16 protein-coding genes and 1 riboswitch are annotated in these 14573 nt (G+C 44.3%); of the genes, 1 reads left to right on the top strand and 15 read right to left on the bottom strand.

Features of this window, described 5'->3' with window-relative positions; genetic code table 11:
- Positions 1 to 163: 163 nt before the first annotated feature.
- The 12 genes from FS666_RS08655 to FS666_RS08600 form a co-directional block, all read right to left on the bottom strand.
- The gene (locus FS666_RS08655) at positions 164 to 376 is read right to left on the bottom strand and encodes a YjzC family protein (protein WP_144462063.1); all 213 of its coding nucleotides are present in this window, start codon (positions 374 to 376) and stop codon (positions 164 to 166) included.
- 173 nt (positions 377 to 549) lie between these two features.
- Positions 550 to 1002 carry an OsmC family protein gene (locus FS666_RS08650; protein WP_144462061.1) on the bottom strand — a complete coding sequence of 151 codons (453 nt, stop codon included), beginning with the start codon at positions 1000 to 1002 and terminating at the stop codon, positions 550 to 552.
- Positions 1003 to 1021: 19 nt separating this feature from the next.
- A complete protein-coding gene (locus tag FS666_RS08645; RefSeq protein WP_144462059.1) occupies positions 1022 to 1753 on the bottom strand; it encodes a CoA-transferase subunit beta in 732 nt (243 codons plus the stop codon).
- Positions 1731 to 2531 (bottom strand): CoA transferase subunit A, encoded by an 801-nt coding sequence (locus FS666_RS08640; RefSeq protein ID WP_186306463.1) that lies wholly within the window; start codon positions 2529 to 2531, stop codon positions 1731 to 1733. The genes FS666_RS08645 and FS666_RS08640 overlap by 23 nt, the downstream gene beginning before the upstream one ends.
- Before the next feature lie 18 nt (positions 2532 to 2549).
- Positions 2550 to 3308 carry a CoA-transferase subunit beta gene (locus FS666_RS08635; RefSeq protein ID WP_144462055.1) on the bottom strand — a complete coding sequence of 253 codons (759 nt, stop codon included), beginning with the start codon at positions 3306 to 3308 and terminating at the stop codon, positions 2550 to 2552.
- Positions 3309 to 3311: 3 nt separating this feature from the next.
- Entirely contained in the window at positions 3312 to 4337 is a 1026-nt protein-coding gene (locus tag FS666_RS08630; RefSeq protein WP_144462053.1) for a CoA transferase subunit A, read from the bottom strand.
- A gap of 26 nt (positions 4338 to 4363) precedes the next feature.
- Positions 4364 to 5005, bottom strand: a complete 642-nt coding sequence (locus tag FS666_RS08625) for a methionine ABC transporter permease (RefSeq protein WP_144462076.1) — start codon at positions 5003 to 5005, stop codon at positions 4364 to 4366.
- A gap of 1 nt (position 5006) precedes the next feature.
- Positions 5007 to 6008 carry a methionine ABC transporter ATP-binding protein gene (locus FS666_RS08620; protein WP_144462051.1) on the bottom strand — a complete coding sequence of 334 codons (1002 nt, stop codon included), beginning with the start codon at positions 6006 to 6008 and terminating at the stop codon, positions 5007 to 5009.
- Complete coding sequence (locus FS666_RS08615; RefSeq protein ID WP_144462049.1) at positions 6009 to 6839, bottom strand: MetQ/NlpA family ABC transporter substrate-binding protein; 831 nt, start codon at positions 6837 to 6839, stop codon at positions 6009 to 6011.
- Positions 6840 to 6856: 17 nt separating this feature from the next.
- Positions 6857 to 7396: a peptide-methionine (S)-S-oxide reductase MsrA gene (gene msrA, locus FS666_RS08610; protein ID WP_144462047.1), complete on the bottom strand. Its 540-nt coding sequence runs from the start codon at positions 7394 to 7396 to the stop codon at positions 6857 to 6859.
- 179 nt (positions 7397 to 7575) lie between these two features.
- Positions 7576 to 7725 (bottom strand): YezD family protein, encoded by a 150-nt coding sequence (locus tag FS666_RS08605; RefSeq protein ID WP_144462045.1) that lies wholly within the window; start codon positions 7723 to 7725, stop codon positions 7576 to 7578.
- Positions 7726 to 7822: 97 nt separating this feature from the next.
- Positions 7823 to 7941: riboswitch (SAM riboswitch) on the bottom strand.
- Positions 7942 to 8049: 108 nt separating this feature from the next.
- Entirely contained in the window at positions 8050 to 8436 is a 387-nt protein-coding gene (locus FS666_RS08600) for a DUF4870 domain-containing protein (RefSeq protein ID WP_244943880.1), read from the bottom strand.
- A 268-nt stretch (positions 8437 to 8704) separates the two neighbouring features.
- Here FS666_RS08600 and FS666_RS08595 point away from each other — a divergent pair, with 268 nt between their 5' ends.
- The gene (locus FS666_RS08595) at positions 8705 to 10786 is read left to right on the top strand and encodes a molybdopterin oxidoreductase family protein (protein ID WP_144462041.1); all 2082 of its coding nucleotides are present in this window, start codon (positions 8705 to 8707) and stop codon (positions 10784 to 10786) included.
- 53 nt (positions 10787 to 10839) lie between these two features.
- Here the strand turns inward: FS666_RS08595 and FS666_RS08590 are convergent, their stop codons facing one another.
- From FS666_RS08590 to FS666_RS08580, 3 genes are all read right to left on the bottom strand, one after another.
- Entirely contained in the window at positions 10840 to 11253 is a 414-nt protein-coding gene (locus FS666_RS08590; protein WP_144462039.1) for a VOC family protein, read from the bottom strand.
- 137 nt (positions 11254 to 11390) lie between these two features.
- On the bottom strand, positions 11391 to 13334 hold the full coding sequence (gene ltaS, locus FS666_RS08585) for a lipoteichoic acid synthase (protein ID WP_144462074.1): 1944 nt from the start codon (positions 13332 to 13334) through the stop codon (positions 11391 to 11393).
- Positions 13335 to 13883: 549 nt separating this feature from the next.
- On the bottom strand, positions 13884 to 14459 hold the full coding sequence (locus FS666_RS08580) for a Uma2 family endonuclease (protein WP_144462037.1): 576 nt from the start codon (positions 14457 to 14459) through the stop codon (positions 13884 to 13886).
- Positions 14460 to 14573: the final 114 nt, after the last annotated feature.

The following is a 14573-nucleotide window of genomic DNA, read 5'->3' as shown; positions in this document are numbered from 1 at the left end:
TTTCTTTATCCGCGGGTATTTTTCTTTATCCGCGGGTATTTTTCTTTATCCGCGGGTATTTTTCTTTATCCGCGGGTATTTTTATCGGGAGTGCCGGTCCGGCACTCCCGATAAAAAATAAAAAGCACCCAGAATCAATCGATTCCAAGCGCCTTTTACGTCATTACTTTTCCAACAACCATACGTGCTGGCGATCCCTTGTTTTTTCTTCACCTTTATGAGTGATTGTAACAGTATAAGGTTTAAGCTCTGGCAATGCTTCACCTTGTTCAACCTGAACGCGCTGGCCGCCTTTCACTTTGCCGCCGCCGTGCCCCGCTTCAACATAAGTGCCTGCAACTGGAGCTGCTTCGCCTGATTTAACAAAATTGCTCATATGAAATATCTCTCCTTAAGTAAATTACAAATACACAAAAATCATTATAACAAAAAAACACCCTGTGTGGGACATTACAGCAAAAAAAACTAATGTTTTTCACAGGCAGCCCGCATACAACCCCGCTTTCCAAAAAATAAAAGACCTTCTTGCCCACCCATTGGATAGTAAAATTATGCTTTCACCCAATTACTCTCGACTTTGATTCCGGCATCTGCCAAAAGGTTAAGAACAGGGCATCTTCTTTCCACTTCTTCTTTCAGCGCATCGACTCTTTCTTTGCTTTCCTCCGTAGCGAAAATTACATCGAATGTGACTGATTGGAAATGCGGCGACACGCCTTCCACTCCCTGAAGGCCCCTTAAATCAAGCGTACCTTCATTTTTAAACTTCACATCCGTGTAGGAAAAATCCTGTTCCTTGGCTATCAATGCGATCATAACGGATGCACAGCTTGACAGACCAGCCAAAACCAATTCAACCGGATTCGGGCCTTTGTCTGTCCCGCCAAGTGATTTGGGTTCATCTACAATAATCGGTCCAAATTCCCTGATATTTATAGAAGTCTGCAATCCCTTTTCCCATTTTCCTTCTGTAGCTACTTTAATTAGTTGAGCTGTTGTCATTGCTAATCACTCCATTTTATTATTGGAATTCACTGTACCTGGTTCCATTTCGATCAATCAATTTCAATAACTCAAATTCCTGATCCGTAATAGGCGGGAATTCGGTATACTCTTCGTGTTTTTCTACTTCAAATCCCGTATTATCCGCAATCTCCTCTACCGAGCTATTTGGAAACACTGCATAAAGACGCAAGCGCCCATCATTCTCCCCCCTCTTAAAAACACCAAGCGGGGTGATAACAAATTCCGTATTCCCAGCAGCTGTAATGATATCAAGCTTTTCTACAAGACTGCGCCTGTCATGACTTGTTTTCCATAAAATCCCTCTTTTAACAGTAGGGAGCAATGCTGCACTTCCAGCACCGCCCGGCAAGCGAACCTTCGGTTTGTCATAAGCCCCGATTGCACTTAGGTTCAGCCGTCCATATTTGTCAATCTGGGCTCCGCTTAAAAATGCTACATCAAGAGCTCCACGGGCAGATAAGTCAAAGATTTCTGATAGTGGAAAATCAGAGATCGAACCTTCTCTCAAAGCTGGATCAGCGCTGGAATAGCCGGAAAATGAAGTTGGCTCCGCATCTACACCACCCGGTATGCTTAAATAGACGGCATTTTTTGCATGAAGCTTTTTTGCCAATTGAATAGCCACGGCAGGCATCGGGGAGGCAACACCGTGAAAGACCCGCTCGCCGTCCTGAATGAGGCGGGCCATTGCCACCGTAATATAATCAGCCGCTTGTGTGTTGGACATGTACCCCAGCCTCCCTTACTTCCTCTAAATATTCTTCCGGGTTTTTCAAATAATCCAATAGCGCCTTTTTATCGATAGAGTAGAACGGTGCACAGCTTCCCGGAGATGCACCTTGTTCAGCCAAAACCACACTTTCCACCAGAAAACCCGGTACTTGAGGCCTGACGGCCCAGCTCTCGGATGAGATCACTTTTTCAGCGGTCACAATGACTTTTTCTGCTGCTCTTGCCATGATCAGATCCTCAAACACCGCACCCTCAATATAGGCATTTCCCTTCTCATCGGCAATATTTACATGGATGACGGTGTAATCTGGACGAAGTGCGGGAACGACAGCTGTCCTTTTCCCTGTAAAAGGGCATTCCACATATTTTACTTGTCCAGTCAGTTCAGGCAGCTCACTGCCCTGGAATCCGTTGATTGGCTGAAAGGGAACTCCGTAAATGCTCGCCCGCAAGCCGGCAATGACACTGGCGCATGCATGTTCATGGGCAACAATCTCTTGTTTCTGTACCCCTTTTCGGTAATTTTGGGCCAAACCAAACATTTCAAAGCCGATATAGCCTCCGTATACAGAATCAAGAGAGTTGGCAGCTGCCAACAGATCGACGTCCAATGCACCAGCAGTTTTAATGACGGACAAATTCTTCTTCCCTTGGCGAATCAGCTCATGTACAAAAGCGATTGGCGAGCGGTGAAGCGCATTTCCTCCAAGTGCCAGCAAGGCTCCGTCTGAAACGTTGGAAGCGGCTTCCCGCAAATTAAATTGTTTTGACAACAGTCGTCTCCTCCTTTGTTACGCTATAACCACACCATCCGGATCAAGTGAACGCAAGGTTTCCAACTCTTCCGCAGAAGGCGGCTCAATATAGGACCAATCCTCGGAAACCGCGATTGGGAAGCTGCTGTTTGCTTGAACATCTTCCAATGTGTACCCTTCAAACAGATGAAGCAACGTCATTTTCCGTGTTTCTTCATCAAATCCGTATACTCCGATCTGAGTAATGACACGATAAGGCCCCGTATTAGCAGGGAGTCCTGCTTTCGCCCGTCCTTCCGGCCCATCGAAATATCCGGGACTTGTTAAAAAGTCGAGCCTCTCAACGAATTTCCTTTTATCCTGTCCCATGATGATGATTGTCCGTTCACAAAAAGAAGCGATATCCGCTCCTCCGCCGGATCCGGGAAGTCTCACCTTCGGTTTCTCCCAATCCCCGATGACAGTCGTATTCAGGTTCCCATATTGATCAATTTGGGCGCCGCCAAGGAAGCCATACTGGATCCATCCCGCCTGTGCCAAACTCATGACATAATCCATAGAGCCCACCGTTACGCCGTTTTCATAGGTCAACGATTCACTGACCTGAATAGGAAGCCGCCCTGTCGGCTTCCCGCCAACACCGCCGCCTTCATAGACAAGCAGCAAGCCTGGTGCATGTATGTTCAATGCAAGCACAGAAGCGAGCAGCGGCATTCCTGTTCCAACGTAAACAGCAGTATCTTGGGGCAACAGCCTTGAAGCAGTAATAATCATTTTTTCCGTATCGTTTGCCATGTTTTACCCTCTCCTTCTGGCCACTTTTGGATATGGCGCCAATTTATTTTCTATTTTTTCCAATTGCTTCAGGACACGGACGCCGCCGATTTTTTCAAGGTAGTGATAATGATCCTTACTTCCATACACATACTCCTGCAGGTACTCTTTCACACCATCTTCGCTGACAGAGGCATCCAGCCAAATTTGCCAATGATCCTCATCAAAGGAATACAGGGTGGGTACTTGATTTGGATGAGAACCGTACGGCACTTCTACAACTGCATCGACAACAAAATAAGGAATCTTTGTCAGGTCCGGACGGCTTGTGAATACCTCATCATGGACAATTTCTTCGGCGGTGACCAACACAAACTTTGCTGCATGGGCCAGCTCGACATCTTCGGCGATATTCCCGTCAATCTGGCAGTTGCCGTATTTGTCTGCCCGATGAACATGAATGATGGCTACATCCGGATAACAAGCAGGCAGCAGCTCAACTGGTTCATTTGTAAACGGATCGATGATTGTTTTGGATCCGCTGTAATGCAGCGTATCCGTTCCAAGGGAAGACCTTGTCGGGTAGAAAGAAAGACCCTTCATCGCCGCAGTAAAACGCCATTGGAATCCTGCATTGGTTGTTTCGGATAAAACTTTCAGACGGCCTGATTCAACCGCCCTTCTTGTGGGAAGCGACAGTCCGCGAACTTCATCTGCAAAACCATAGGAGACTTCCGCCTTTGTGATGTTCCCGGCGGCTGCAAGCAACTGCCAGTCGTGCTGGGAACCTTTTGTTCCAATGGTGAGATCTCCTGTTTTTTGGCGGATGATTTCATGAACAGCAGCAATCGGGTTCCGCACAGAACCCATTCCGCCAAAGACAATATAGTCGCCTTCTTTGACACCACGGGATACCGCTTCTTTTAACGTGGTTCGTTTATCTTTTTTAGCAAAGGATTTATTTTCTCCTCGAAATTCCCTGATTTTGTCCGGGTGTTCCCATCCGTAAAGCTTGGAAGATACCTCTTCTTTTATAATCGTTTGAGACATTTCATTTTCCTCCTCAACAGTTCCTCTTATCTTTTATCCACGGCCCTGGCCGCACGGTCTCCGGCAAATTGGATCAACTGGACAAGTATGACCAAAATGATAACCGTAGCGATCATGACATCATTTTGGAAACGGTAATATCCGAAGCGGATGGCCAAGTCTCCTATTCCTCCGCCTCCAACGATTCCAGCCATGGCCGAGTAGCTTAATAGACTGATAACAGTGACAGTGAGCCCTGCAATCATTCCGGATCTTGCCTCTGGCAAAAGAACATCTTTTATGATCAGCCATGGTGAAGCGCCGCATGATTCGGCCGCTTCGATTACACCTTTGTCGATCTCCCTTAAGGATGTTTCAACCAGCCTTGCATAAAAAGGGATGGCAGCTACAGTAAGCGAAACACTGGCTGCAGCCGGGCCCATCGTTGTGCCAAGAATCAGTTTTGTCAATGGTATAAGGACAACAAGCAATATAATGAAGGGAATGGAACGGATGATATTAATAATGGTTCCTGCCACATTTTGCATGAAGCGGTTTTGCCAAAACATCCCTTCGCTTGTGACAAAGAGTGCTATCCCTAAAGGGACTCCGATGACCACCGCAAAAGCGACGGCAATCCCCATCATCCAGGACGTTTCCACGAACGCTTTTCCAAACTCATTTATCATCTCAGGCAACACCGGCAAGCACCTCCAATTGGTTAGTCCGTTTCGTAATGTAGTCAATCGCCTGCTGGACATCTGTATGAGATCCGATCATTTCAATGATCAGCGTTCCAAGGGGACGGTCCTGGATATAGGAAATTTGTCCATGAAGGATATTGGCACTCACGTTGAATTGTTTCAATGTCCCGGAGATGACTGCTTCCTCGGCAGATTCCCCCTGGAAAGTGATTTGTACAATTGGGCCTTTCCTTCCCGCCAATAGTCTTTCAGGCAGCTCCAGCGAATGGACGGTTCGGACAAATTGTTTGGCCAATGGGGTTTTGGGAGCAGCAAAAATGTCATACACCTCGCCAAGCTCAACAACTTTTCCATTTTCCATGACAGCCACCCGGTGGCAAACGTCCTGCACGACTTCCATTTCATGGGTGATCAGCACAACGGTAATTCCAAGGTTCTCATTGATTTTTTTCAACAGCTGTAAAATTGACTTTGTTGTCGTCGGATCCAGAGCCGATGTCGCTTCATCGCATAGGAGGACCTTCGGGTCGTTGGCAAGTGCCCTGGCAATGCCGACCCGCTGTTTCTGTCCTCCGGAAAGCTGGGCTGGATAGTGCCTGCTCCGATCGGAAAGCCCGACCATTTCCAAAAGCTCCGGCACCCGTTTTTGAATTTCCTCTTTCGTTTTTCCGGCTGCTTTTAAAGAAAAGGCCACATTATCAAAAACCGTCTTGGAACTGACTAAATGAAAATGTTGAAAAATCATTCCTATTTTTTGGCGCTCTTTACGCACTTCTTTGTCCGAAAGAGAAGTTAAATCTTTTCCATCAATGAGGATCTTCCCTTCTGTCGGCCTTTCCAGCAAATTCAAGCATCGGAGCAACGTACTTTTACCTGCGCCGCTGTAGCCGATAATGCCGAAAATCTCTCCTTGGCAGATGGTGAAGTTCACATCATCCACCGCTGTCACATCTTCGTACCGCTTTGTGACATGCTGAATGTCGATCATTTATTTGCCCTCCTTCCCCAATTGATATGGAGGTTTCACATACCCTTTAGCATTCTTGTTCGTGTAGTCCAAAAATTCGTCGGACCTATAGGCCTTTTCTAAGGCTTTTGCGAATGGTTTATCTACATCTTCTTTTCTCAACGTTACATAAATTAAATAGCTCTCAGGTGTTTTTTCAATTTCTACGGCTTCATCCAATTTCAACCCCGAAGCCAGTGCATAGTTTCCGTTAATGAAGGCAAAGTCGGTATCTCCCAATGAACGCGGCGTTTGTGCCGGATCAACCGGTTTGATTTTTAAATTAAGCTTATTATCGATAATATCTTTCTCTGAGACCGTTGTTGGCTCGGCATCTTCATTTATTTTAATCAGCCCAAAATCCTCAAGCATGTTAAGCGATCTTGCCAGGTTGGTCGGATCATTCGGCGTAGCAATTGTCGTACCTTCTTTGATATCATCCAGGGATGTATGCTTTTCAGAATAAAGACCAATTGGTGCAGTTGGCACTGCATATGGGGCCACTAAGTCCATATCGTGGTCTTTATTGAACTGCTTCAGGTAATTTCTATTTTGGAATAGGTTGGCATCAATTTCGCCTTCGTTTAGAGCAATGTTTGGTTGAATGTAATCGTTGAACTCGACGATTTTCACTTTGTAGCCCTCTTTTTCAAGGATGGGAATGACCCCTTCTTTTAACTGGTCACTGTATGGTCCCGCTGTTGCACCAATTGTAATTTCTTTCTTTTCCCCACTTGCCGACGAAGTGCCTCCGCAGGCCCCCAAAACGAATAAGCTAAGAATTAAAGTGATATATAGCAATGTTTTCTTCATGTCTTCATTCTCCCTTTTTAACGATGTGTTTTTTCTTTCCAATATTTTCGGATGAAAGGTGCTCTCCCCGATTCTTCTTTAAAGGCTGCATAAGCATCCGGATTTTTCTTGTAATAATTCTGATGCTCCTCTTCCGCTGGGAAGAATGGAGCCGCGGGCAGAATCTTAGTGACAATCGGACGATTGAATTTCCCGCTTGCTTCCAACCTCCTTTTTGACTCTTCCGCAAGGTGTCTTTGTTTTTCCGTATGATAAAAAATGGCAGTTTGATAGGAAGGTCCCCTGCTTCTGAATTGGCCTCCGGCATCTGTAGGATCAATCTGCTGCCAATATAAATCTAATAACTTTTCATATGGAAATAATCGGGAATCAAACAAAATTTGTACTGCTTCCACGTGGCCGGTTGTTCCGGTGCAAACCTCTTCGTACGTCGGGTTCACAATCGTCCCGCCGGTATAGCCGGAAATGACTTGCTCAATTCCAGGCTGTGAGTCAAATGGTTCGATCATGCACCAGAAGCAGCCTCCCGCAAATGTCGCACATTCAAGTTTTGACATGTTCACTTCTCCTCCAATAAAAAAGGCCCCTTGATCAACGCATAAATGCCTGAACCAACTAGCAAAGTTGCGTTGAAATCAAGAGGCCTCCGGTTGTCCGGTCAGCTTCCGTATATAAGATTTTTTTAAGTGACGTATGGCATCCAGCGCTAAAGGACCGTGTTGACTTTTCTTATGTCTCATGCCGGAAACCGCTGTTTTTCAATCCGATTGATCTGAACGATCTTCCCTTCATGCACTGTAATCTGCAATTCACCGAAACGCAAATTGCTCAGTGCTTCCACAATCACTTTCAGCTTCTCATTGTCCACTTTTTCCTTGACACCCATTCCCCTCATCTCCTTTGAAAGTAGTTCCGATATACAAGAAAAAGACCCCTTAACAATAAGAGGTCTCCGCTTTTTAAGAATATAAATCAAGCTTTGCCTCTTATATATCAGATTTGTAAAAAAATCTGCTGGAATTGGCACCGTTTGAATATGAAAAAATATTCAATGGTTGCCGAGGCTTCACTGGGCCAGTCCCTCCACCTCTCTGCATAAGAGTTATGAAAATATGAATTTGTAAATGTAAAATCTATTCTATTCGGAATGGAATGAATTGTCAACCGTATTTTGGTGATTTCTCAAATCAGGACATTGGTCATGCATCCATCAGGGATGATCGTCAAAATTTCCTATCAGATTCTCCGTAATATCCCCCACAACCGGAAGCTTTATCCGTTCCCGCTGATAAGCTTTGATCATAAGCACAATCCACAAGATGAATGTTGTCAAAGAAATAAGCGACTTCAATAGCCAGCCGACAAACGGAACATAGCCGACTCCCAAACCAAGAATCCACAGCGAGACAAAAAGGACAATTGACTGCATTGCATGGAATTTTACAAAAGGACTTTTCTTTTCCAATACAAAGAAAATGATGCCTGTGACAAACGTTCCGAGGTAGCATAGCAGCCCTGCAATATTCTCATCCAGGCCAGTGGATGATTTTGGCGGCACTTCGTTTCCACTGGATTCGATTTCATGTTTATCGTCCAAATTCCTTCCTCCTTTCATAGCTTCATTTGCTTTGAGTATAACAAATCGGACGATCGAAAACTAAGAAAAGTCAGACTTAAATTTCTAATTGCTTCCCCCTTTGCGAAAAATGGCAGGTGGCTGACAAAAACCATTGAAATAAGAATCAAAAAGAAAGCTTTCATAAAAAGGGGCAATTGTCTCAATAATTTTCCATAAACAAAGACGGAGAACGATTGATTATGTTATAATCTATGAAATTATTTTTATTGCAAGGGGTTGCTGGAAAATGGAGTCATGGATCAATATAAAAGACGGTGTGGTCCCTTCCGTATGTTCTTTGGACTGTCCCGATCAGTGCGGGCTGCTTGTCCATAAAAAGGACGGAAAAATTGTAAAAATCGACGGAGATCCGGATCACCCTGTGACAAAAGGGAGCATTTGCAACAAGGTTCGGAATATGGCTGAACGCCTGTATGATTCAAGCCGTTTGAAGACACCGTTAAAACGAGTAGGCCCCAAAGGGGAAGGCAAATTCGAACCAATCAGCTGGGACGAAGCGATTGAAACGATTGCAGGCCGCTGGAAACAATTGATTTCCGCAGAAGGGGCAGAGTCCATTCTTCCATACAGCTTTTATGGGAACATGGGCAGGATCCAATCAGAAGGTATGGACAGGCGTTTCTTCAACCGCCTCGGCGCCAGCCAGCTTGAGCAGACGATCTGCTCTTCGGCAGGAAGCGTCGGTTACAACTACACAATGGGCGGCGGCTTTGGTACCGACCCTGAGGATATGACGGAAACAAAGCTTTTCATTTTCTGGGGAATCAATGCAGCCAGCACAAACATGCACCAGGTAATGATTGCCCAAAAAGCTCGGAAAACAGGAGCAAAGCTCGTTGTCATTGATGTTCATAAAAATCAGACCGGGCGCATGGCGGATTGGTTCATTCCAATCCTTCCGGGAACAGACAGCGCTCTTGCACTCGGAATTATGCATATTTTATTTGAAGAAAACTTGGTGGACCGTGAATTTTTAAAGGAATATACAGTCGGTTATGAGGAACTTGAAAATCATGTGAAATCTTATGACCCAAAAACAGTGTCGGAAATTACTGGAGTACCCGTTGATGATATTTATAAACTCGCACGCATGTATGGCGAAATTTCCCCTTCCATGATCCGGATTGGGAACGGGCTGCAGCATCATGACAACGGCGGAATGATTGTCCGGACCATCTCCTGCCTCCCTGCCCTTACAGGGCAATGGCCGCTAAAAGGCGGCGGTGCCGTCAAATCAAACAGCGGATATTTGGCCTTTAATACAAGGGCGCTGCAACGGCCCGAACTTCGAAAAAAACAGGCTCGGACCATCAATATGATTCAATTGGCTGAAGCCCTGCACGAATCGGAGCAGCCGATCCGTTCGCTCTTCGTATATTGCAGCAACCCTGCCGTCGTTGCTCCAAATGCCGGAAAAGTTCGCAAAGGCCTGGTACGGGAAGATCTTTTTACAGTTGTACACGACCTGTTTCTGACAGAAACCGCAAAATATGCGGATATTGTATTGCCGGCAACTTCATCCTATGAAAATACTGATTTTTATACATCTTATTGGCATCAATATCTCCACTTGCAGGAGCCGGTCATTCCTCCCTATGGGGAAAGCAAGTCAAATTCCGATGTTTTCAGGCTGCTTGCGGAGGCAATGGGTTTTGAGGATCCTGAACTTAAGGTTAGCGATGAAGAACTGATCGAGCAGGCTATAAGTGATGTGGCAAACCCACACTTCCCTGATACCGATCTTGACCAATTGAAGAAAGAGCGATTTGTTAAGGCAAAGAATAAAGACGGCTACTGGAAAAATTTAAACACACCAAGCGGAAAAATTGAATTATATTCGAAGCAAATGGAACTGGCCGGATACCCGGCCCTTCCAACACACATACCGCTTGTAGAAGATAATGATTGCCCATTTTTGTTTGTCCCTGGGCCGAACCATAACTTTTTGAACTCGACATTTTCAAATAACGAAAAGCATGCAAAGCTCGAAAAGGCTCCCCAATTGTTCATGAACCGATTGGATGCTGAAAAACTCGGAATCGAAAACGGCTCGTCCGTCCGCATATGGAACGGCCGGGGCGAATGTGAAATGGCCGCTTCTGTCGGAGAGCATGTCCTGCCGGGTGTTGTTGTCAGCCAAGGGCTCTGGTCCGATCAATTTGGAAACAAGCACCTCGTCAATTCACTTACCCCTGACAGGGTGGCAGATATGGGAGGCGGAGCAGTATTTTTCTCAGGAAGGGTAAATGTGGAGCTGGCAAAGAAAACTTCTTTGGAAGCCGGGAAGGAAACTGCTACAATCAAATAAAATGGTTAAGCGGAGACTTATGTAACCTCATGGGTCTCCGCTTTTTCACTGCCCTATTCTTCGTGGCTGAACTGCCAGCCAATGCCGAACTTGTCCGTCAGTTTACCGTAGCATTTGCTGAAGAACGTTTCCTGAAGCTCCAATTCTACAGTCCCGCCTTCACTCAGTTTATGAAAAGCGGACTTTACATCATCCATATTCTTACTGACAAAAGCAAGTGTGATATTGCTCCCATTTTCTACCTCATTCCCCGGGAAAGTATCCGAAAACATTACATTGCTCCCTTCAATGTTCAAGCGTGCATGAATAACTCTGTCTTTGGCTTCTTCGGGAACAGGGTGCTCCGGATTCGATGGAGCGTCTCCGAATGTCATAATATGCGGTGTTTCGGTTTGAAATGCCTCAGCATAAAATTCCACAGCATCCCTGCAATTTCCATTAAACATAAGATAAACATCAACAGCCACGTGAACCACTCCTTTTCATTTGTTATTCAAATTATAAACAATTCATCTCCATTGCACAAAAAAGAACCTGTCCAAAACGGACACAAAAAAGCGAAAGAAAACAATTTGTTTCCTTTCGCCTGGATTTCAGCACTTATTTATTTCCCTTTCTCATGAAGCCTTTCCTGTTCCTGTTTTCCGTACGTATATTGTTTCGGGTCTACAGGGGTCCAGTCTTTGTTAGGTGTATAGAACCTCAATAAGTCTCCGTACATCACCTTATCGGATAACTGAAGGTCACGGATGACGGACTCATTGACTTCCAGCATTTCTTTCGTTGGTTCTTCGATCTTTTCTTTCGTCGAGTTGTCGTAATATACACCATCGATTTTGCTGAACTTCTCAGTCATGAAGTCGCCGTTTCTAAACGGTACATACGCTTTATGATCTTTTGAAAAAAGGTCAGTACCCATTTGGATATAATCCTGTGCTTTGATGCCTTGCAAGTGCAGCAATGTCGGCATGACGTCGACTTGTCCTGCGTACTCATGGTTCACGCCTTGGCCTTTTACACCAGGCACTCTGATCATCAATGGTACACGCTGCAATTCAGCATGTTTTAACGGAGTGATTTCCTCTCCGACCAGTTCCTTCATTGCCCGGTTGTGGTTATCAGAAATTCCGTAGTGATCGCCATAAATCAAGATGACAGAATCATCATATAAACCTTCTGCCTTCAAATCGTTTATGAACTGTTCCAAAGCTTCATCCAGGTAGCGGGCTGTCTGGAAATATCTGTCCACTGATGCATCACCCGTTTCGGCAGGTGCAATGGTTGCATCCTCATCATCAATCAAATATGGATGGTGATGGGTCACCGAAATGAGATGGGCATAAAACGGCTGTTTCAAAGATTTCAGCATCGGGATGGACTCTTCAAAGAACGGTTTATCTTTCAAGCCGTAGCCGATGACATTTTCTTCGGACATATTATAATAGCTGGCGTCGAAGAATTCGTCTACGCCAAACTCTTTATAAATTTCATCACGGTTCCAGAATGATTTATAATCGCCATGCAGCACCGCGCTTGTATATCCATGCTGATGCAAAATCGCAGGCAATGCCTGGTACGTATTATTCCCTTTCATGACAAACGCGGATCCTTGCGGCAATCCATATAATGAATTGTCCATAATCAATTCCGCATCAGCTGTTTTACCCTGCTCGGTTTGATGGAAAAAGTTATCAAAATACGTATAGTCAGGATCGCGCACCAAAGAATTCAGAAAAGGAGTGACCTCTTCCCCGTGAAGCTTATAATCTATTAAGAACGTTTGGAAAGACTCCAAATGTATTTTAATGATATTTTTCCCTTTCGCTTTGCCGAAGTATTCGGGATTTGGCTGGGCATACTTGCTCTTCGTGTAATTTTCAACTTCCGTCACATCATCACTTGATGCCATTACCCGCTGTTTCGAAGATTTAAAGCTTTGGACAGCATCATAAATGGTAAAGTTGTAGGCTCCAAGATATTTGACAATATAATTTCGGTCAAAAGTCCGCTGCAATAACTGCGGACGGTCAATTTCGGCAATTCCAAGGTTCACAACAAACAATATAACGCCTGATGTCAAAACCATCAAAGGCTTGCGAAGTTTGATGCGATCTTGTGACCAATTTCCTTTTGCTTTTACAAAAAAGACGATCATGATGATAATATCCAACGCATAAAAAATATCGTGCCATGCTACCAGATTAGCAATGCTTCCTCCGAGACTTCCAAAATTGCTTGTCTGGGTCAAGGTCGGAATCGTTATAAAGTCACTGTTAAAGCGGTAGAAAACTACATTGGCATATAATAGGAAACTTAGCGCAGTATATATCGAAATCAACCATACGCCCATCCGTTTTCCTTTTGCAAACAAGGCCAAGCCAAGAAAAATCAGTGCGGAATTCAGCGGGTTAAAGAACAGCAGGAAATGCTGGATTCCATTTTTGACTCCAAGGTTAAATTCAGTTTGATAGATAATATACGTTTTAATCCAGAAGAAAAGTACCATCACTGTAAAAAAGCCCGTTTTTGTACTCAAGAATTTCTTCATCATTCTCACCTCAAATATTCTAGGGCTGTCAATTTACAAAAAATAACCCAAAACAGAGATATCGAACATTCTGCCTTGGAGTTGTTAACTGGTTCACTTTACTTTATATGAAACTCGTTAATGAAAATTGATACTTAATTATTAAACCACATGTTTGCCTAACAGTAAACCCAAAAGGTGAAATGGAAACGTTCCCATGTAAAATAAAATTGTGGAAATGTGAAGAAAGAACGCGGAAGCTGGGATGCGGCCGCCAATTAAACCCCCAATCATCAATGCTTGGACCATATAAAGCGATTGTCGAATTTTTTTCAAATTGAAACAAAGGCGCAAGCGCCTGATTATCGACGTACAGACTGGAGCGCTTCTGACGAGATAAAGGAAACACGCGCAGCGCAGCGGAGCGATGTTGACTTATCGTAGGAAGAAGCGTGAAGTCTGCTAGTCGATAGGCGCTGGAGCCGGACGTAGCACAAAAAGATAATGAGTTATCAACAACTTAAGCGCTTTATAATACGCTAAACAACAAGAAAAGCGAAAGGAGCTCCCTTACGCTTTTTCAATTTTAAAAATATCTATCAAGTCCACTTGGAAACCATCGAAAAGCTTGGAGGTGATGGGACCAGTATCTCTCTGGTTATCATGCTGCTCATACATTCCTTTTTCATTCAAAGTATAGACCGTTATTGTATCAAGCATAGGGTTCGCAATCCAATATTCTTTTACCCCATAATCCATGTAGAGTTTAAGCTTTGTGACTAGATCATGTGACTGGTTAGAGGGACTAAGAATTTCCACAATCAAATCTGGAACACCTACATATCTTGCATCTGTAAAACCACCTGGATCGCAAATAACCGTGATATCCGGAATCACAACTCTTGTGCCTTCCATTTTTTCAGTATTTAATTCAATATCATAAGGAGCATAAAATAACTCGCATGTTTTTCCATCGAGAAATTCCTCAAATGCTCTCCCTAGCTTGCGTGAAACCCTTTGATGTTTGGTCGAAGGCGATGGAGACATGTATATAAATCCATCGATATACTCCAATAACGAGTCATTGTTTTCGCGAATTTGCCAGTACTGTTCTAATGAGTGAATTCCTTTTAGATATAAATGCATGATCAAATTCCCCCCCCGAACTCTTTACTATAGTATACCATTTATCCAGACCCTTCCCTTAAATCCACCCTCCCTCTTTAACTACAAAAAAAGACATGATCGAAGCAAATGCTT

It is taken from the genome of Siminovitchia fortis (assembly GCF_007681465.1).
GTDB classification, from domain to species: domain Bacteria; phylum Bacillota; class Bacilli; order Bacillales; family Bacillaceae_C; genus Siminovitchia; species Siminovitchia fortis.
The sequence above is the reverse complement of the archived record's forward strand: the minus strand, read 5'-3'. Positions and strand labels throughout refer to the sequence as shown.

Bases quoted from the DNA above. Each gene is read 5' to 3' on its own strand.
- FS666_RS08655 (WP_144462063.1), bottom strand. From the start codon at position 376: ATGAGCAATTTTGTTAAATCAGGCGAAGCAGCTCCAGTTGCAGGCACT.
- FS666_RS08650 (WP_144462061.1), bottom strand. From the start codon at position 1,002: ATGACAACAGCTCAACTAATTAAAGTAGCTACAGAAGGAAAATGGGAA.
- FS666_RS08645 (WP_144462059.1), bottom strand. From the start codon at position 1,753: ATGTCCAACACACAAGCGGCTGATTATATTACGGTGGCAATGGCCCGC.
- FS666_RS08635 (WP_144462055.1), bottom strand. From the start codon at position 3,308: ATGGCAAACGATACGGAAAAAATGATTATTACTGCTTCAAGGCTGTTG.
- FS666_RS08630 (WP_144462053.1), bottom strand. From the start codon at position 4,337: ATGTCTCAAACGATTATAAAAGAAGAGGTATCTTCCAAGCTTTACGGA.
- FS666_RS08625 (WP_144462076.1), bottom strand. From the start codon at position 5,005: ATGATAAATGAGTTTGGAAAAGCGTTCGTGGAAACGTCCTGGATGATG.
- FS666_RS08620 (WP_144462051.1), bottom strand. From the start codon at position 6,008: ATGATCGACATTCAGCATGTCACAAAGCGGTACGAAGATGTGACAGCG.
- FS666_RS08615 (WP_144462049.1), bottom strand. From the start codon at position 6,839: ATGAAGAAAACATTGCTATATATCACTTTAATTCTTAGCTTATTCGTT.
- msrA (WP_144462047.1), bottom strand. From the start codon at position 7,396: ATGTCAAAACTTGAATGTGCGACATTTGCGGGAGGCTGCTTCTGGTGC.
- FS666_RS08605 (WP_144462045.1), bottom strand. From the start codon at position 7,725: ATGGGTGTCAAGGAAAAAGTGGACAATGAGAAGCTGAAAGTGATTGTG.
- FS666_RS08595 (WP_144462041.1), top strand. From the start codon at position 8,705: ATGGAGTCATGGATCAATATAAAAGACGGTGTGGTCCCTTCCGTATGT.
- ltaS (WP_144462074.1), bottom strand. From the start codon at position 13,334: ATGAAGAAATTCTTGAGTACAAAAACGGGCTTTTTTACAGTGATGGTA.
- FS666_RS08580 (WP_144462037.1), bottom strand. From the start codon at position 14,459: ATGCATTTATATCTAAAAGGAATTCACTCATTAGAACAGTACTGGCAA.